The sequence below is a fragment of the Streptomyces sp. NPDC048612 genome, from assembly GCF_043199295.1.
In the GTDB taxonomy this organism is placed as follows: Bacteria; Actinomycetota; Actinomycetes; order Streptomycetales; family Streptomycetaceae; genus Streptomyces.
Genome location: NZ_JBICVV010000033.1, coordinates 21104 through 38464 on the forward strand (window position 1 = coordinate 21104; position 17361 = coordinate 38464).

17 protein-coding genes are annotated in these 17361 nt (G+C 72.0%); 8 read left to right on the forward strand and 9 right to left on the reverse strand.

All coding sequences use genetic code 11. The features are described from left to right. Window positions 1–121 precede the first annotated feature (121 nt). A complete protein-coding gene (locus tag ACGFN2_RS33010) occupies window positions 122–805 on the forward strand; it encodes a FadR/GntR family transcriptional regulator (protein WP_362610934.1) in 684 nt (227 codons plus the stop codon). Between the two features lie 99 nt (window positions 806–904). Here ACGFN2_RS33010 and fabI read toward each other — a convergent pair whose 3' ends face one another. Together fabI and fabG are read right to left on the reverse strand one after the other, a co-directional pair. Next, on the reverse strand, window positions 905–1675 hold the full coding sequence (fabI, locus tag ACGFN2_RS33015) for an enoyl-ACP reductase FabI (protein ID WP_088797049.1): 771 nt from the start codon (window positions 1673–1675) through the stop codon (window positions 905–907). Window positions 1676–1680: 5 nt separating this feature from the next. Next, window positions 1681–2385, reverse strand: a complete 705-nt coding sequence (gene fabG / locus ACGFN2_RS33020) for a 3-oxoacyl-[acyl-carrier-protein] reductase (protein WP_393366450.1) — start codon at window positions 2383–2385, stop codon at window positions 1681–1683. Between the two features lie 250 nt (window positions 2386–2635). Here fabG and ACGFN2_RS33025 point away from each other — a divergent pair, with 250 nt between their 5' ends. The 3 genes from ACGFN2_RS33025 (at window position 2636) to tyrS (ending at window position 7173) form a co-directional block, all read left to right on the forward strand. Then, window positions 2636–4165 carry a TldD/PmbA family protein gene (locus ACGFN2_RS33025; protein WP_393366452.1) on the forward strand — a complete coding sequence of 510 codons (1530 nt, stop codon included), beginning with the start codon at window positions 2636–2638 and terminating at the stop codon, window positions 4163–4165. Further along, window positions 4162–5613 (forward strand): metallopeptidase TldD-related protein, encoded by a 1452-nt coding sequence (locus ACGFN2_RS33030; RefSeq protein WP_362610926.1) that lies wholly within the window; start codon window positions 4162–4164, stop codon window positions 5611–5613. The genes ACGFN2_RS33025 and ACGFN2_RS33030 overlap by 4 nt, the downstream gene beginning before the upstream one ends. 156 nt (window positions 5614–5769) lie before the next feature. After that, window positions 5770–7173: a tyrosine--tRNA ligase gene (gene tyrS / locus ACGFN2_RS33035; protein ID WP_362610924.1), complete on the forward strand. Its 1404-nt coding sequence runs from the start codon at window positions 5770–5772 to the stop codon at window positions 7171–7173. A gap of 57 nt (window positions 7174–7230) precedes the next feature. Here the strand turns inward: tyrS and ACGFN2_RS33040 are convergent, their stop codons facing one another. Continuing rightward, entirely contained in the window at window positions 7231–7509 is a 279-nt protein-coding gene (locus tag ACGFN2_RS33040) for a GlsB/YeaQ/YmgE family stress response membrane protein (protein WP_362610921.1), read from the reverse strand. 222 nt (window positions 7510–7731) lie between these two features. On the opposite strand from ACGFN2_RS33040, the gene ACGFN2_RS33045 reads away from it, so the two are divergent. After that, complete coding sequence (locus ACGFN2_RS33045; RefSeq protein WP_362610919.1) at window positions 7732–8106, forward strand: DUF3099 domain-containing protein; 375 nt, start codon at window positions 7732–7734, stop codon at window positions 8104–8106. Window positions 8107–8345: 239 nt separating this feature from the next. Continuing rightward, the gene (locus ACGFN2_RS33050; protein WP_362610916.1) at window positions 8346–8591 is read left to right on the forward strand and encodes a hypothetical protein; all 246 of its coding nucleotides are present in this window, start codon (window positions 8346–8348) and stop codon (window positions 8589–8591) included. A gap of 12 nt (window positions 8592–8603) precedes the next feature. Here the strand turns inward: ACGFN2_RS33050 and moaA are convergent, their stop codons facing one another. From moaA to ACGFN2_RS33065, 3 genes are all read right to left on the reverse strand, one after another. Continuing rightward, window positions 8604–9593 (reverse strand): GTP 3',8-cyclase MoaA, encoded by a 990-nt coding sequence (gene moaA / locus ACGFN2_RS33055; protein ID WP_393366455.1) that lies wholly within the window; start codon window positions 9591–9593, stop codon window positions 8604–8606. A gap of 183 nt (window positions 9594–9776) precedes the next feature. Then, complete coding sequence (locus ACGFN2_RS33060; protein ID WP_393366457.1) at window positions 9777–11414, reverse strand: cation acetate symporter; 1638 nt, start codon at window positions 11412–11414, stop codon at window positions 9777–9779. After that, a complete protein-coding gene (locus ACGFN2_RS33065) occupies window positions 11411–11776 on the reverse strand; it encodes a DUF485 domain-containing protein (RefSeq protein WP_362610910.1) in 366 nt (121 codons plus the stop codon). The genes ACGFN2_RS33060 and ACGFN2_RS33065 overlap by 4 nt, the downstream gene beginning before the upstream one ends. Window positions 11777–11996: 220 nt before the next feature. Between ACGFN2_RS33065 and ACGFN2_RS33070 the strand changes: the two genes are divergently transcribed. Then, window positions 11997–12194: a hypothetical protein gene (locus ACGFN2_RS33070; protein WP_393366462.1), complete on the forward strand. Its 198-nt coding sequence runs from the start codon at window positions 11997–11999 to the stop codon at window positions 12192–12194. A 158-nt stretch (window positions 12195–12352) separates the two neighbouring features. Beyond that, entirely contained in the window at window positions 12353–13867 is a 1515-nt protein-coding gene (locus ACGFN2_RS33075) for a S8 family serine peptidase (protein WP_393366464.1), read from the forward strand. An 89-nt stretch (window positions 13868–13956) separates the two neighbouring features. Here ACGFN2_RS33075 and ACGFN2_RS33080 read toward each other — a convergent pair whose 3' ends face one another. The 3 genes from ACGFN2_RS33080 to ACGFN2_RS33090 all read right to left on the reverse strand — a co-directional run bounded on the left by ACGFN2_RS33080 (window position 13957) and on the right by ACGFN2_RS33090 (window position 17279). After that, complete coding sequence (locus ACGFN2_RS33080; protein WP_393366466.1) at window positions 13957–15537, reverse strand: TIGR03086 family metal-binding protein; 1581 nt, start codon at window positions 15535–15537, stop codon at window positions 13957–13959. Window positions 15538–15633: 96 nt separating this feature from the next. After that, window positions 15634–16341 carry a lysoplasmalogenase gene (locus tag ACGFN2_RS33085; protein ID WP_393366467.1) on the reverse strand — a complete coding sequence of 236 codons (708 nt, stop codon included), beginning with the start codon at window positions 16339–16341 and terminating at the stop codon, window positions 15634–15636. After that, entirely contained in the window at window positions 16338–17279 is a 942-nt protein-coding gene (locus tag ACGFN2_RS33090) for a sterol desaturase family protein (RefSeq protein WP_393366469.1), read from the reverse strand. Before ACGFN2_RS33090 ends, ACGFN2_RS33085 begins: the two co-directional genes overlap by 4 nt. Window positions 17280–17361: the final 82 nt, after the last annotated feature.

A 17361-nucleotide genomic window follows, 5' to 3' on the forward strand; every position in this document is an offset into this window, starting at 1 on the left:
TGAATATCTGTCCAGCCGATGCCGATAGCCTCTGCTGTCCCGGGTGGCGCCGGGAGCCGGCAGGGTCCGGCGGGCGCCGCACCGCCGCCGTCCGTCCGCCCCTTCCCCCCGGAGCGCAGCCATGCCTCTGACCTCGCCCCGCCGGTCCGCGCTGGCGGACCAGGTGATCGCGCAGCTGCGCGCCCAGATCACGTCCGGTGAGTGGCCGATGGGATCTCGCATCCCGACCGAGCCGGAGCTCGTCGAGCAGCTCGGGGTGGCCCGCAACACCGTCCGTGAGGCCGTCCGGGCGCTGGCCCACAACGGGCTGCTGGACATCCGCCAGGGGTCGGGCACGTATGTGGTGGCCACCAGCGAACTCGCCGGGGTGATGAACCGCCGGTTCGCCGCGGCCGAGCCGCGGCACGTTGCCGAGCTGCGCAGCGCCCTGGAGGCGTCGGCCGCCCGGCTCGCCGCGGAGCGCCGCACCGCACAGGACCTGCGGCAGATCGACGCCCTCCTGGAGCGGCGCGAGCGGGCCTGGGAGTCCGGGGCGGCGGAGGCCTTCGTGGAGGCGGACGCGACCTTGCACATGGCGATCGTGTCGGCCTCCCACAACGAGGTGCTGGCCGAGATCTACGCCGACCTCGGGGGCGTGCTGCGCGAGTTCCTCCGGGCCGACGTGGGCGAGGAGCTGCGGCCGGAGGCGCACATGGACCACGCCCGCCTGGTGGAGGCGATCCGCGCGGGCGACGCCGACCGGGCCGCCGCCGAGGCCGGGGCGCACCCCTTCGGTTGCCGGCTCGGCCTGCCGGAGGGCGGCTGACCCGCGGACCGGCACTCTCCGGGCGGCGGGCGGTACCGGTGAAACGCGTACCGCCCGCCCCGGCGGACCGGGACGGGCGGTACGGAGGTGCTGCGGGCGTCAGGCGCCCATCATGTGCACACCGCCGTCGACGTGCACGATCTCGCCCGTAGTCCGCGGGAAGAAGTCGGACAGCATGCCGACGACGCCCCGGCCGGCCGGCTCCGGGTCGGCCAGGTCCCAGCCGATCGGCGCGCGGTGGTTCCACACGTCCGCCAGCTCCTCGAAGCCGGGGATGGACTTGGCGGCCATCGACTTGATCGGGCCGGCCGAGACCAGGTTGCAGCGGACGCCCTTGGGGCCCAGGTCACGCGCGAGGTAGCGGTTGGTGCTCTCCAGCGCCGCCTTGGCCACGCCCATCCAGTCGTACTTCGGCCAGGCGATCTGCGCGTCGAAGGTGAGGCCGACGACCGCGCCGCCGTGCTCCATGAGCGGCAGGCAGGCCATGGTCAGCGACTTGTAGGAGTACGCCGAGACCTGCACCGCGGTGCCCACGTCCGACCACTCGGCCTCCAGGAAGTTGAAGGCGCCCTGCGGGCCGAAGGCGATGGAGTGCACGATGCCGTCGAGGCGGGCGCCCTCGCCCTGGTGCTCACGGATCTTGTCGGCCAGGCCGTCCAGGTGCTCCTGGTTGGTGACGTCCAGCTCGATGACCGGTGCTTCCTTGGGCAGCCGCTTGGCGATCCGCTCCACGAGCGAGAGCCGGCCGAAGCCGGTGAGGATGACCTCGGCGCCCTCGTTCTGGGCGACCTTGGCCGCCTGGAACGCGATCGACGACTCGGTCAGGACACCCGTGACCAGGATGCGCTTGCCTGCGAGGATTCCACTCATGCTGATCAGTGACCCATGCCCAATCCGCCGTCGACAGGAATGACGGCTCCGGTGATGTACGCGGCCTCGTCGGAGGCCAGGAAGCGGACCGAGGCGGCGATCTCCTCGGGCTGCGCGTAACGCGCGAGCGGAACCTGCTTCACGATGCTCTCCCGCTGCTCATCGGTGAGCACCCGGGTCATGTCGGTGTCGACGAAGCCGGGGGCGACGACGTTGACGGTGATGTTGCGGCTGCCCAGCTCGCGGGCGAGCGAGCGGGCGAAGCCCACCAGCCCGGCCTTGGAGGCGGCGTAGTTCGCCTGGCCCGGCGCGCCCATCAGACCCACCACGGACGAGATCAGCACGACCCGGCCCTTGCGGGCCCGCAGCATCGCGCGGTTGGCGCGCTTGACCACCCGGAACGTGCCGGTGAGGTTGGTCTCCATTACCGAGGTGAAGTCCTCCTCGGACATCCGCATCAGCAGCTGGTCACGGGTGACGCCGGCGTTGGCCACCAGCACCTCGACCGGACCGTGCTTCTCCTCGATCTCCTTGTACGCCTGCTCGACCTGCTCGTTGTCCGTGATGTCGCACTTCACGGCCAAAAATCCCGCGGGGGGCTCGCCCGAGCGGTAGGTGATGGCGACCTTGTCGCCTGCCTCGGCGAAGGCACGGGCAATGGCGAGGCCGATGCCGCGGTTACCTCCGGTGACCAGAACCGAGCGGCTCAAGAGATCACCCTTTCCGTTTCTGTCCGTCCTGCGTTCGATACGAAACTATCGGTCACGGCGCCCTTCCGGGGAATCCAGCACGGACAGGCACGCGCGCCGGTCACTGTGGGGTCTCCACAGAACCACGGCGGAGTCCGGCACCGCGCCGGCCCCCGCCACCCGTGTCGCACCGGCCACCGCCACCCCGTCGCGCTCTGGGCCGCGGGCCCGGCACAGGGCATGATGCAGGCGCCGACCACGGGAGGACTCCTTGCCTGCACCCCATGCCGTTGACGACACATTCCTGGCGCTGCCGCTGCGCGCGCTGGCCGATGCCGCGCTGGCCCGCGCCCGCGCACTGGGCGCCGACCACGCGGACTTCCGTCTGGAGCGGATTCGCAGCGCGTCCTGGCGGCTGCGGGACGCCCGCACCTCCGGGGCCTCGGACACCACCGACCTGGGATACGCGGTGCGGGTGGTGCACGGCGGGGCCTGGGGGTTCGCGTCCGGGGTGGATCTGACGATGGACGCCGCGGCGCGGGTGGCCGCGCAGGCGGTGGCGATGGCGAAGCTGTCCGCGAAGGTGATCAAGGCGGCGGGCTCCGACGAGAGGGTGGAGCTGGCCGACGAACCCGCACACCCTGACCGCACCTGGGTCTCCTCGTACGAGATCAACCCCTTCGACGTCCCGGACGCCGACAAGAACGGGCTGCTGGCGGAGTGGAGCGCGCGGCTGCTGGCCGCCGAGGGCGTGGCCCATGTGGACGCCGCGCTGCTGACCGTCCAGGAGAACAAGTTCTACGCGGACACCGCGGGCACCAGCACCACCCAGCAGCGGGTCCGGCTGCACCCACAGCTCACCGCGGTCGCGGTGGACCCGGCGAGCGGCGACTTCGACTCGATGCGCACCCTGGCCCCGCCGGTGGGGCGCGGCTGGGAGTACCTGACCGACGGCTCCTACGACTGGGACGGCGAACTGGCCGGCATCCCGGAGCACCTCGCCGAGAAGATGCGGGCACCGACCGTCGAGGCCGGGGCGTACGACCTGGTGGTGCATCCCTCCAATCTCTGGCTGACGATCCACGAGTCGATCGGGCACGCCACCGAGCTGGACCGGGCGCTGGGCTACGAGGCGGCGTACGCGGGAACCTCGTTCGCCACCTTCGACCAGCTCGGGAAGCTGGCGTACGGCTCCGCCCTGATGAACGTGACGGGCGACCGGACCGCCGAGCACGGGCTCGCGACGGTCGGCTACGACGACGAGGGGGTGGCCGCGCAGTCCTGGGACCTGGTCAGGGACGGGACCCTGGTCGGCTACCAACTCGACCGCAGGATCGCCCGGTTGACGGGCCTGGGCCGCTCCAACGGCTGCGCGTACGCGGACTCCCCCGGCCATGTGCCGGTCCAGCGGATGGCGAACGTCTCGCTGCGGCCGGCGGCGGACGGGCCGTCCACGGAGGAGCTGATCTCCGGGGTGAAGCGCGGCATCTATGTCGTGGGCGACCGCTCCTGGTCCATCGACATGCAGCGGTACAACTTCCAGTTCACCCAGCAGCGGGCCTACGCGATCCGCGACGGCCGTCTCTGCGGGCAGGTCCGGGACGTCGCCTACCAGGCGACCACCACCGACTTCTGGGGCTCGATGACCGCGGTCGGCGGCCCGGAGACCTACGTACTGGGCGGCGCCTTCAACTGCGGAAAGGCCCAGCCGGGCCAGGTCGCCGCCGTCTCGCACGGCTGCCCGTCCGCCCTCTTCGAAGGCGTGAACATCCTCAACACGACGCAGGAGGCCGGTCGATGAGCCGCAGGCCGCGTACGAACGCCCCGCACGAGATCGTCGAGCGGGCGCTGGAGCTCTCCCGTGCCGACGGCTGTGCGGTCATCGCCGATGAGCACTCCAGCGCCAACCTGCGCTGGGCGGGCAACGCGCTCACCACCAACGGCGTCACCCGCGGGCGCACACTGACGGTGGTGGCGACCGTGGACGGCGGGCAGGGCACCGCGTCCGGTGTCGTCTCGCGCTCCGCGGTGACAGCGGACGACCTGGAGCCGCTGGTCCGGGCCGCCGAGGCGGCCGCGCGGGAGGCCGGGCCCGCCGAGGACGCCCAGCCGTTGGTCGCCGGCGAGAAGGCGTCCGCCGGCTTCACCGAGGCGCCCGCCGAGACCTCGTCGGAGGTGTTCGCGGCGTTCGCGCCGGCCCTCGGCGAGTCCTTCCGGCAGGCCCGGTCCGGCGGCCGGGAGCTGTACGGCTTCGCCCACCACGAGGTCGTCTCCTCGTACCTGGGCACCTCGACCGGGCTGCGGCTGCGGCACGACCAGCCCAGCGGAACGCTGGAGCTGAACGCCAAGTCGGCGGGTTCCGGCGGGGGCGTGCCCCGCTCGGCCTGGGCCGGCCGGGCGACCCGCGACTTCACCGACGTCGACCCGCGGGAGCTGGACACCGAGCTGACCCGGCGGCTGGCATGGGCCGAGCGGCGCGTCGAGCTGCCCGCCGGGCGGTACGAGACGCTGCTGCCGCCGACCGCCGTCGCCGACCTGCTGATCTACCAGATGTGGTCGTCCGGGGCCCGGGACGCCGCCGAGGGCCGTACGGTCTTCTCGAAGGCGGCCGGCGGTGACGGGCCGGCGGACCGGCCCGGGGCCGGCACCCGGCTGGGCGAGCGGCTCAGCGCGCTGCCGCTGACGCTGCGCAGCGACCCGTGGGCGCCGGGGCTGGAGTGCGCGCCGTTCGTCCTGGCGCACTCCTCCGGCGACGACGCCTCGGTCTTCGACAACGGGCTGCCGCTGACGGCCACCGACTGGATGCGTGACGGGGTGCTCCACCGGCTGCCGACCACCCGGCACAGCGCGGGGCTGACCGGCCTGCCGGTGGCACCGGGCATCGACAACCTCCTTCTGGAGGGCGGTGGTTCGCGCTCACTGGACGAGATGGTGGCGGCCGCCGGCCACGACGGTCCGGCGCTGCTGCTGACCTGCCTGTGGTACATCCGCGAGGTGGACCCGGCGACGCTGCTGCTGACCGGGCTGACCCGGGACGGGGTCTACCTGGTCGAGCGCGGCGAGGTGGTCGGCGAGGTCAACAACTTCCGGTTCAACGAGTCGCCGGTGGACCTGCTGTCCCGGGCGGTGGAGGCGGGCCGTACGGAGCGGACCCTGCCGCGGGAGTGGGGCGACTACTTCACCCGCGCCGCGATGCCGGCGCTGCGGGTGCCGGACTTCAACATGAGTTCGGTCAGCCGCGGGGTGTGAGGCACGGCGTGCGCCCGGCCCGGCCCCTCGCGGCGGGCCGGGTCCGGCGGACGGGCGGCGCGGGCGGCGTGGGCGGAGCGCGCGGGAGTGTCGTACGGGGCGAATAGACTGTCCGCTTGTCCTCCCGTTTGGGAACCACGATCGATCAGGAACGCCATGACACGCCTCGGCGAATCCGTCGCCCGCGCCAGCCAGCTGCTCTCCGCCGACCTCTCCTCGGACGCCACGGTCCGGGAGCTGCTCCAGGAGACGGGCGCCCGGCGCTCTCTGGATCTGACGGACCTGCCCGCCAAGGAGCAGGCCGAGCTGATCGCGGCCCGTACGGTCGAGGTCCTGCCGGGCGTGGAGAAGCTGGCCGAGCGGATCGAGGAGCGCCGGGCGGCCGGCCAGGGCCTGCACATCAAGCTGGGCATCGACCCGACGGCGACCGATGTGCACCTCGGGCACGCGGTCCCGCTGATCATCCTGAGCCGTTTCCAGCGGCTGGGCCATGACGTCACGCTGATCATCGGTGACTTCACCGCCAAGATCGGCGACCCGTCCGGCCGTACCGCCGAGCGCCCCCCGCTGACCGACGAGGACATCGCGCAGAACCTCGCGACGTACCGGGAACAGGTCCGCCCCTTCTTCGACTTCGAGAAGGTCAGCTTCCGGCAGAACAGCGAGTGGCTGGCGCCGTACACCTTCCCGGAGCTGCTGGCGCTGCTCGCCCAGGTGCCGGCCTCGCAGCTGCTGCAGCGCGAGGACTTCCGCAACCGCCTGGCGGCCGGGTCGGGGCTGACCATGACGGAGCTGCTGTACCCCATCGCGCAGGGCCTGGACTCGGTGGCGCTGGCGTGCGACGTGGAGCTGGGCGGCTCCGACCAGCTGCTCAACCTGCAGATGGGCCGCAAGCTGATGGAGCTGCGCGGGCAGCGGCCGCAGCTGGTGGTGACCATGCCGCTGATCGAGGGCACGGACGGCACCGGCGCCAAGATGTCCAAGTCCAAGGGCAATTACGTCGGGCTGAACGCGTCCGCCGACGATGTCTTCGGCAAGATCATGTCGGTGCCGGACCGGCTGATGGAGCCGTACCTCAAGGCCTGGACGGAGTGGACCGACGAGGAGATCACGCTCGTCCTGGGCCGGGTCGCGGACCGCGCGATGCACCCGATGGACCTCAAGAAGATCCTCGCGGGCGAGGTCGTGACCGCGCTGTACGGGCTGGACGCGGCGATGGCGGCGCGGGCCGGCTTCGTGGCGCAGTTCTCCAAGAAGTCGTTCTCCGACGTGGAGTCGCTGCCGTCCGTCGACGTCGCGGCGCACGGTGCGGAGACCGTGGCGGCGGTGCTGACCACGGCGCTGGAGTTCACCCCGAGCGCCTCGGCGGCGCGGCGGCTGGCCAAGCAGAACGCGCTGCGGCTGGTCGTGGAGGGCGAGGGCGGCGGGCAGACCGTGGTGCTGGCGGAGGCCGACGCGGCCCGGCCGCTGGCCGAGGTGCTGGCCGAGAAGCTGGCGGACACCGCCGGCGTCGCGTACCTGAAGGCCGGCCGGAAGCTGGCCCGGCTCGACGGCCGCTGAGACGACGGGCGGGCGGCCGGTGCGCGGAGTACGCGCACCGGCCGCCCGGGCCCTCTCTCAGGTCGCCTGTCTCTTGCGGCCCCGCATCGAGACCCAGAGACGGTCACCGACAGCGACGACGAGGACCGCACCGGCCAGCTGGAGCAGGTGCCGGAGCCAGTCGACGCCACCCGTCTCGTTGACGCCGAGGCCGGTGGCCGCCCAGTTGCCGAGCACGCTGCCCAGCATGCCGAAGATCACGGTCAGCCAGAGCGGAATCTGCTGCTTTCCCGGGATGATGGCCTTCGCGATCAGGCCCAGCACCAGGCCCACGATGATGGCCCACAACCACGTCATGTCGACTCCTCCCGCGGCACGGTGCAGATGACGGTCGTTTCGTCAGTGTCGCCCCGCTTCGACTACGGCGCACGCCGGAGCCTCGGGTACACACGGTGGCCCGGCCGGCCCGGGTGCGGGAGGGCACGACCCGGTCTCGAAGGCGGCGCAGTCGCGGCGTACCGTGGGAACCGACCGGATACCGGGGAGAATCCGGCATGACTGACCAGGTGGTGGAGCGTGATGCGGAAGCAGAGCAGCGGCCAGACCTTCCGGATCACGGGAGCCCGGCAGGGGCTGTCCGAGGATGTGCGCGGACGGCAGCGCCGGTATGTGATCTCGATGGCGGTGCGGACGGTGGCCGTGGTGCTGACCGTCGTCCTGTGGAACATCGAGCGGCCGGTGGCCATCGCGACCTTGGTGCTGGGCCTGACGCTGCCCTATATCGCGGTCGTCATCGCCAACGCGGGCCGGGAGAACGTCCCTTCGCTCCCGAAGACGTTCGTCGCGGGCCCGACCAGGACGATGCTGACGCCGGGAACCTCCGACGCCCCGGACGGGTCCGTTCCGGAGCGTCCGGCGGCGGGCGCTTCCACCCCGGGACAGGACCCCGGCTGATCAACTCCCGGTCCGTGCGCGGTCTGCAAAGCTCAAGAAAAGCTCAGATCAATCATGGAGTTCCGGTGCACTCGGCGCCATCCCCCGTGACATACTGCGTACGCGCTCCGCATCCCCCGTCGGAGCGACAGACCGACGCCGGGCGGCTCCCCCCGTGGCTGCCCGGCGTCGTCATGTCCGCAGGGCCCGAGGGCGGGATCGCCGGACCGGGGCGCGGGCCCAGGACGTAGGGTTGAGCCGTGATCTCCCCCCATTCCCAGGACTCCGCCGACAGCGCCGTCATCTGCTCCGCGAAGGGCTGCCGCGCCGCGGCGGTGTGGGTGCTGGCCTGGAACAACCCGAAGCTGCACACGCCGGACCGGCGCAAGACCTGGCTGGCGTGCGAGGAGCACCGGGAGCATCTGTCGCAGTTCCTCGGGGTGCGCGGCTTCCTGAAGGACGTCGTGACACTGGCCGAGTGGGAGGCCTCGGCCGCCGGTCGCTGAGGCCGGACCAGCTCAGCCGCCGATCGCGGACATCGGGCGCTCCGGCTGCAGGAACGACGGATCGTCCAGACCGGAGCCCGCCTTCTTGCCCCACATGGCGGTCTGCCATATCCGCGCGATCTCGTCATCGGGGGCCCCGGAGCGCAGGGCGCCGCGCAGGTCGGTCTCCTCGGTGGCGAACAGGCACGTACGGACCTGGCCGTCGGCGGTCAGGCGGGTGCGGTCGCAAGCCCGGCAGAAGGGGCGGGTGACCGAGGCGATCACTCCGACGCGGTGCGGGCCGCCGTCGACGATCCAGCGCTCGGCGGGCGCGGAACCGCGCTCCTCCTGGCCCTCGGGGGTGAGCGTGAAGCGGGTGCGCAGCGAGGCGAGGATGTCGCCTGCGGTGATCATGCCGTCGCGCTTCCAGCCGTGCTGCGCGTCCAGCGGCATCTGCTCGATGAAGCGGAGCTCGTAGTCGTGGGCGATCGCCCAGGCCAGCAGGTCGGGGGCCTCGTCGTCATTGAGGCCCGGCATCAGGACGGTGTTGACCTTGACCGGGGTCAGACCGGCAGCGCGGGCCGCCTCCAGACCGCGGAGGACGTCGTCGTGCCGCTTGCGGCGGGTCAGGGCCTGGAAGACCTCGGGCCGGAGGGTGTCGAGGGAGACGTTGACACGGTCCAGGCCGGCGTCGCGGAGGGCGGCGGCGGTGCGCTCCAGGCCGATGCCGTTGGTGGTCAGCGACATCCGGGGGCGCGGGGTGAGGGCGGCGACGCGGGCGACGATGCCGGTCAGACCGGGGCGGAGCAGCGGCTCACCGCCGGTGAAGCGAACCTCGTCGATGCCCAGCTCGCGCACCGCGAGGGTGATCAGCCGGACGATCTCGTCGTCGGTGAGCAGATCGGGCTTGGCGAGCCACTGCAGGCCCTCTTCCGGCATGCAGTACGTGCACCGCAGGTTGCACCGGTCGGTGAGCGAAACGCGCAGGTCGGTGGCCACACGGCCAAAGGTGTCGATGAGCACTGGGCCCCCTCCCCGAGAGTGATGGCTCGGTACGTCTCCTTCGGAGATCGGTACTTCTTCGAGCCTACGCGATGGGTGTGACAGCGAGCAGGGAGGAGAAGCACGAGGTGGGCGGGGCGGCGTCGTAGATCTCTACGAGGCCGCCCCGCCCGGCCCCTGGAGGGACGGCTCAGCCGGAGCGCCTCAGTGGGCGCCGGTCCCGGTCAGCGAGCGGACCTCCAGTTCGGCGTACTTCTGGGCGTCCGGCTCCTCCTTCGACAGCAGCGACCCCAGCCAGCCGAGCAGGAAGCCCAGCGGGATGGAGATCAGTCCCGGGTTCTCCAGCGGGAAGAAGTCGAAGTCCGCGCCGGGGAACATCGAGGTCTCCTTGCCGGAGACGACCGGGGAGAAGAGCACCAGGAAGACGGAGGAGGCGAGGCCCCCGTAGATGGACCACAGCGCGCCCTGGGTGGTGAAGCGCTTCCAGAACAGGCTGTAGAGGAGCGTCGGGAGGTTGGCGGAGGCGGCGACCGCGAAGGCGAGCGCCACCAGGCCGGCGACGTTCAGTCCGCGGGCGAAGACCCCCAGCACGATCGCGACCGCGCCGATGCCGACGGTCGCCCAGCGGGCGGCGCCGACCTCCTCCTTCTCGGTGGCCCGGCCCTTGCGGAGCACGTTGACGTACAGGTCGTGCGCGAACGAGGAGGACGAGGCGAGGGTGAGGCCGGCGACCACCGCGAGGATGGTGGCGAAGGCGACGGCCGAGATGACGGCGAGCAGGATGGCGCCGCCGGTGGAGCCGGCGCCGCCGCCGATCGCCTCGGCGAGGAGCGGGGCCGCGGTGTTGCCCGCCTTGTTGGAGGTGGTGATCGTCTCGGGCTTGATGAGGGCCGCGGCGCCGAAGCCCAGCGCGATGGTCATCAGGTAGAAGACGCCGATGATGCCGATCGCCCAGTTCACGGACTTCCGGGCGGCCTTGGCGGTGGGGACCGTGTAGAAGCGGATGAGGATGTGCGGCAGTCCCGCGGTGCCCAGGACGAGGGCCAGGCCCAGCGAGATGAAGTCGATCTTCGAGGTGGCGGTGGCGCCGTATTTGAGACCGGGCTCCAGGAAGGCCGCGCCCTGGCCGCTGTTCTCGGCGGCGGCGCCGAGCAGGTCCGAGAGGTTGAAGTGGAACTTCAGCGCCACCAGGAAGGTGATCAGCAGGGTGCCGGCGATCAGCAGCACCGCCTTGACCATCTGCACCCAGGTGGTGCCCTTCATGCCGCCGATGGTGACGTAGAGGATCATCACGATGCCGACGAGGACGACGACCAGGATCTTGCCCGCCTCGCTGGTGATGCCCAGGAGCAGGGTGACCAGGGCGCCCGCGCCGGCCATCTGGGCGAGCAGGTAGAAGATCGAGACGATGATGGTGGAGGTGCCGGCGGCCGTACGGACCGGTCGCTGGCGCATCCGGTAGGCGAGGACGTCGCCCATGGTGAACCGGCCGGAGTTGCGCAGCGGTTCGGCGACCAGGAGCAGTGCGACGAGCCAGGCGACCAGGAAGCCGATGGAGTACAGGAAGCCGTCGTAGCCGAAGAGGGCGATGGCGCCGGCGATGCCGAGGAACGAGGCGGCGGACATGTAGTCGCCGGAGATGGCCAGCCCGTTCTGGAAGCCGGTGAACTGCCGGCCGCCGGCGTAGAAGTCCTCGGCGCCCTTGGTCTGCCGGCCGGCCCAGACCGTGAGGCCGAGGGTGGCGGCGACGAAGACCGCGAAGAGGGTGACGATCAGGGCGCGGTGCTCGCCCGCGCCGCCGGCCGCGAGCTGCTGCACGAGCGGCTGGTGGGTGAGGTTCATGCGTCGCCCTCCTTGCTGAGGGTGACGCCCTCCAGGCGGGACTTGATGGCCTCGGCCCGCGGGTCGAGCTTGGCGGCGGCATGCCGGGAGTACCACCAGGCGATGAGGAAGGTCGTCACGAACTGGGCGATACCGAGGACGAAGGCGACATTGAGGTGGCCGGCGACCTTGAGAGCCATGAAGCCGCCGGCGTAGCTCGACAGCAGCACGTAGCCGAGGTACCAGAGGACGAAGGCGACGGTCAGCGGGAAGGCGAACGAGCGGTGCGCGCGCCGGAGTTCGTCGAACTCCGGGCTCGACTGCACCTGGCGGTAGTCGGGCGGCTCATGCGTCCCCGGGTCGAGGGTCGGTGCGGCACTCACGGGCTCTCCTGACACGAAGGGGCGGGTTTCCCGGGGGCCGGCCCGGGTTCCGCTCGGGCGGACCCCGGACCAGCCATAAGACTCAGATAAGTGATCCGGATCACGCATGGTAGAGGCGTGGCACACGATCCAACAGGGGGGCGTTGGTTGAATCCCAGAAGATTCCGGGGAATGGCCGCACCGGCCGCCACCGCGCGCGGGGCGCTTCGTTGAGCCCGGTGTGAATCCGCCGCCCCAGCAGGCCCCGCAGCCACCCGCTCCCCGCCGGCGCCCGTACGGCAGCATCCGCCTGCCGGCACCGCTCACCGTCGCCCCGCCGGAACCCAGGCCGGGGACCGCCACGACCGCCCGCCGCTGGTACGGCCCGCGGGTCGCGCTGCCCCCGCTGAGCATCACCGCTCTGCGGCGTCACGGCTGACGCACTGTCAATTCCGGCCCTCTGACAGGTTTTCCCCCGCTTTTTTCCGCTTTCCATTGCTGTACGCGAGTGATCGCCGATAGCTTCACGTCTCACTGCATCTGCCCGTGCGCAATCCGTGCCCGGGCGGTCTCACGGATGATGTGGAGTATCTATCCATGGCACATCCCCGATCCAGACGCATGCGGGCGCTGGCCGTACCGCTCGGACTGGCTCTGACGGCGTCGCTCGGATTCCTGCCGAACGCGGCCACCGCCGCGCCCCAGGACTCCGCCCCGGCCGCCGCGGCCCCGGCCGACGGCCCGCTGCTCTCCTACGTCGTGAACACCACGCCCGGCCACCAGGCGGTCGGCAAGGTGAAGAAGGCGATAGCCCGGGCCGGCGGGAAGGTGGTGGTCGCCCATGAGCAGATAGGCGTGATCGTCGTCCACTCGGCCGACCCGCAGTTCGCGGCCACCGTGCGGACGGTGCCGGGCGTGCAGTCGGCGGGCGCGACCCGCACCGCGCCGCTGAAGGCGCAGGGCACCACCGACGTCGGCAAGCCGCAGAAGGTCGACCTGCCGAAGGCCCAGCTCAAGGCGGCCGGCCAGGCGGCGAAGGCGAACGGCAAGGAGCCGCTGGAGCCGTTGCAGTGGGACCTGCCGGCCATCAAGGCCGACAAGGCCGCGAAGGTGAACCCGGGCAGCAAGAAGGTCACCGTCGCCGTCATCGACACCGGTGTGGACGACACCCACCCCGATCTGAAGGCCAACTTCTCCGCGAAGCAGTCCGCCAACTGCGTGGGCGGTGTGGCCGACACCTCCAAGGGGTCCTGGCGCCCCTGGGACCCGGCCAACGACTACCACGGCACGCATGTCGCGGGCACGATCGCCGCGGCCCGCAACGGTGCCGGCGTGGCGGGGGTCGCCCCGGGCGTGAAGATCTCCGCCCTGAAGGTCAGCGAGCCGGAGACCAGCCTCTTCTACGCGGAGAGCGTGGTCTGCGCCTTCGTCTTCGCGGCCGACCACGGTGTCGAGGTCACCAACAACAGCTATTACGTCGACCCGTGGATGTTCAACTGCAAGGACGACGCGGACCAGGCCGCCATCATCGACGCGGTCGGCCGGGCGGCGAGCTACGCCCAGCGCAAGGGCGCGATCAACGTCGCGGCGGCGGGCAACTCCGACATGAACCTGGCGGCCGCCACGCTCACGGACGACTCCAGCCCGAATGACACCACGCCCGTCGAGCGCACCGTCTCCCCGAAGACCTGCTGGGACGTGCCCACCCAGCTGCCGGGCACGGTGACCGTCGCGGCGAGCGGCGTGCAGAAGCTCAAGTCCGGTTACTCCAACTACGGACTCGGCCAGATCGACGTGGCCGCGCCGGGCGGCGACTCGAAGCAGGTGCCCGAGCTGCCCGCCAAGAACGGCAACATCCTCTCCACCATGCCGGGCGGCGACTGGGCCTACCTGGCCGGCACGTCCATGGCGAGCCCGCATGTCGCGGGTGTCGCGGCGCTGCTCAAGAGCGCCCACCCGAAGTCCAGCCCGCAGGAGATCCAGTGGCTCCTCAAGAAGCAGGCGGACAACCCCGGCTGCCCCACGGGTGAGTCGACCTGCACCGGCACCAAGCATGTCAACAGCCACTTCGGCTACGGCATCGTCGACGCGCTGGACGCGGTGAAGAAGTAACTCCGGAGCGGATCACGGCAGTTGGGGGAGGGACGGGTGAGCGGCACCCGGCCCTCCCCCCTGTCGTGCCCGGGTCCGTCCAGGGCGGGTCAGGCCGGGTCGCGGCCGAGGAAGGCCGCCAGCCGGTCCGTGGCGCCCGCACCGGGCGGCGCGGGGCGCTCCGGGGCGAGCGAGCTGCCCTCGGTGCGCGGCGCGGCGCCGTAGATCCGGCGGGCGGCGGCCAGCGTCTCCTCGGCGGCCTCCGGCGCGAGTCCGGTGGGCGCGCCGACGGCCCGCGCCAAGTCCCAGCCGTGGGCGAGGAGTTCGACCACGACCTGCTGGACGAGCATCACGCCGGGCGCCTCATAGGGGCCGAAGGTACGGTGCAGCATCCCGCTGCCGGTGAAGGCGGCGCGGGCCGCGCGCACCGAGTCCGCGAAGGCGGCGCGGTGGTCGTCACCGAGGTGGTCGGCGGTGTGGTCGGCGCGCGGTGCGCCCTCGGCGACCGACGCGGCCATCAGGTTCTCCCACACCATGTGGCCGAGCAGCTGCCGTACGGTCCACCCCGCGCACGGGGTCGGCAGCGCGAGGTCCTCCGGGCGCACGGCGTCGACCAGGGCGGCGACGTCCCGGGTCACGTGTGCGTAGGCGCGCAGCACCCGGTCCGGGTCGGTGCCGTCGAACGCGGAGCGGTCCAGCACGTACGGGCGGGGATGGGCGCGCAGCGCGGCCGTGGTCCAGGCGCCCGCGAGGTCCCAGCGGGGTGGCGCGGGCCGGCCCGTGACCGTGCACAGCAGCTGCCAGTAGCGCTCGACGAGCGGCTCGGCGGCGGTCTCCAGCTGCTCCAGCAGCCGGGCGCGGGCCGCGGGGACGTCCTCGGTGGGCGGGTCGGCGGTACCTGCCTGGGTCGGGAGCCAGGCCGCGACCAGCTCGGCGAGGAAGGGCTCGGCGGCGGGCGAGTCCGGCGCGATACCGGCCGCGACGGCCTCCTCACCGCGGACCCGCATCAGCTCCGCGACCCGCACGGCGGCGTGCTCCTGCCCGGCGGGGTCCGGGCCGGCATGCTCCTGCCCGGCGGGCCCTGCCGTACGTGCGCTGTGTTCGGCGAGGCGGCGCAGGGCCGCCCGTAGTTCCGGCTCGCGGACCAGGGCGGCCAGTTCGAGCCAGGCGCCGATCTGCTCGGGGGTGGGGTCGTCGGGCAGATCGGGGGTGACGGCCAGCAGACCGCCGCGGTAGGCGGGGGCGTCCACCCCGTCGAGGGCGTCCTCGACGAAGTCGGCGATGATCCGGCGGCGTTCGCGGGCCGACAGCCGGGCCAGTTCGGTCATGTACGGCAGCTCCTCTGCTGCGCTGCCCCGCGTGGCCACCGACCGCAGCACCGCGGACTGCAGCCGCAGGGTGCGGATCTGCGCGTCCAGCGCGTCCGCCCACTGCGCCGCCGTCTCGGCGACCGTGCGCTCGCGGTGCAGCACGGACCGGATGGCCGCCCGCCCGATGCCGAGGGCGCGCAGACTGCGCACGATCTCCAGGCGGGCCGGGGCGTCCGGGCCGTAGAGCCGGTAGCCCGCGGGGGTGCGGGCGGCGGGCGGCAGCAGGCCCTCGTCCGACCAGCCGCGGATCGTCTTGACCGGTACGCCGGTCAGCCGCGCCAGTTCGCCGATGGTGAGCAGCTCGCTGCCGTCCTCGTTCATGCCGTCCACTCTCGGGTCTCCCCCGGAGGGAGACTCAAGCCGCGACGCGTCCGGCGGTCCGGCCCCGGCGGCAGCGGCCGTCCGCGGCGCGGCGGTTCACGCGGTGCCCGCCGCCCGGAGTTCCGGCGTCCGCGCCGGTGCGGTCCGCGGGGCCGCGCTGACGGACCGCAGGACACCGTCCGCCAGTGCCCACTGCGCCGCGACATAGGTGAGCATGATCCAGAACTGCGGGGCCGGGAGCTGCGGCCAGTGGGCGATCCCGCTCGCGATCAAGGTGTCGGAGAGCAGGAACAACAGCCCGCCGGCCGCGGCCCACAGGCCGGCGCGGAGCGCGCCGAAGGCCATCGAGGTGAGCAGCAGGCTGTAGCCGGCCACCGGAATCCGCAGGTCCGCCGGGAGGTCCGGCCACAGCAGCACCACCGTGCCGGTCAGCAGGACGGCGTACCCGGCGCCGGCCGCGACGGCCCGCCCCCGCCGGCCGGCCGCGGGACCCGCCCCGTACCGGGCGAACAGCAGCAGGTAGCAGATGTGTCCCGCGGCGAACGAGCCCATCCCCACCAGGAAGGCGAGGTCCCCGCCGATCTGGAGGAAGGTGTCGCCGCCGCAGCCGAAGAGGAGCGCGGCGGACAGCAGCGGCGGGCCGCCGCGCGCCAGCGCGTAGCCGGCCAGCAGCGGCATCAGGACGGGCTTGGTGAGCTGCACGACGGGCAGCACGCCCGCGAGCAGCGCCACCAGGTGCACGACGCTCAGCAGGGCGAACGTCCAGAGCAGGGGTGATACGGCCCGCGGCCACCGTGCGGTCATGTGGCCGGCTCCTCTACCGAGGCACCGGGCCGGGCGGCCTTGCGGGCCTCCTCGGCGGCGGTCCGGGCCTCTTCCGCCGCGAGCCGGGCCTGCTCCGCTGCGATCCGCGCAGCGGGCTGCCAGCCCGGCCCGCGGAACACCCGTCCGGCCCGCTCGCTCCAACTGTCGGCGGCCCGTATGTCCCGTGCGATGGCGGCGTACTCGTGGGTGGCCACCCGCAGCGGGTTGAAGGTCTCGATGTTCTTGGTGAGTCCGTAGACGGGCCGCTCGGTCTCCGCGACGAACGAGCCGAACATCCGGTCCCAGACGATCAGGATTCCGCCGAAGTTCCGGTCCAGGTAGCCGCCCTGGGAGGCGTGGTGGACGCGGTGGTGGGACGGGGTGTTGAGCACGAACTCGACGGGCCGGGGCAGCTTGCCGATCCGCTCGGTGTGCACCCAGAACTGGTAGAGCAGGTTGGCCCCGGAGGTGAAGGCGATCGCGGCCGGGTGGACGCCGAGGGCGACCATCGGGACGTAGAACGGCCAGACGGTCCAGGTCGTCCAGGGCTGCCGCAGCGCGGTGGTGAGGTTGAACTTCTTGCTGGAGTGGTGCACCACGTGGCAGGCCCACAGGACGCGGATGACGTGGTGGCCGCGGTGCGACCAGTAGTAGAAGAAGTCCTGTGCGAGCAGCATCAGGAGCAGCGTCCACCACAGCACGGGCACCCGCAGCGGGGTGAGTTCGTAGACCGTGGCGTAGATCGCCACGATGGGTATCTTCCACAGCGCGTCGAACACGAGGCTGCCCAGCCCCATGCCGACGCTGGTGGCGGCGTCCTTCGCCTCGTAGCCCTCCGCGTCCTCGTCGGGATGCAGGCGGTAGCTCACCATCTCCACGACGGTGAGCAGGACGAAGGCCGGGACGGACCACAACACGACATCGGGCAGGTGCGGCATGTCCCGCACCATAAAGGCGTTGACGGGGGTGCCGCTAGGGGTTGTTACTGAGAAGTATGTAAGACATGCCGTCAGCTGGGCC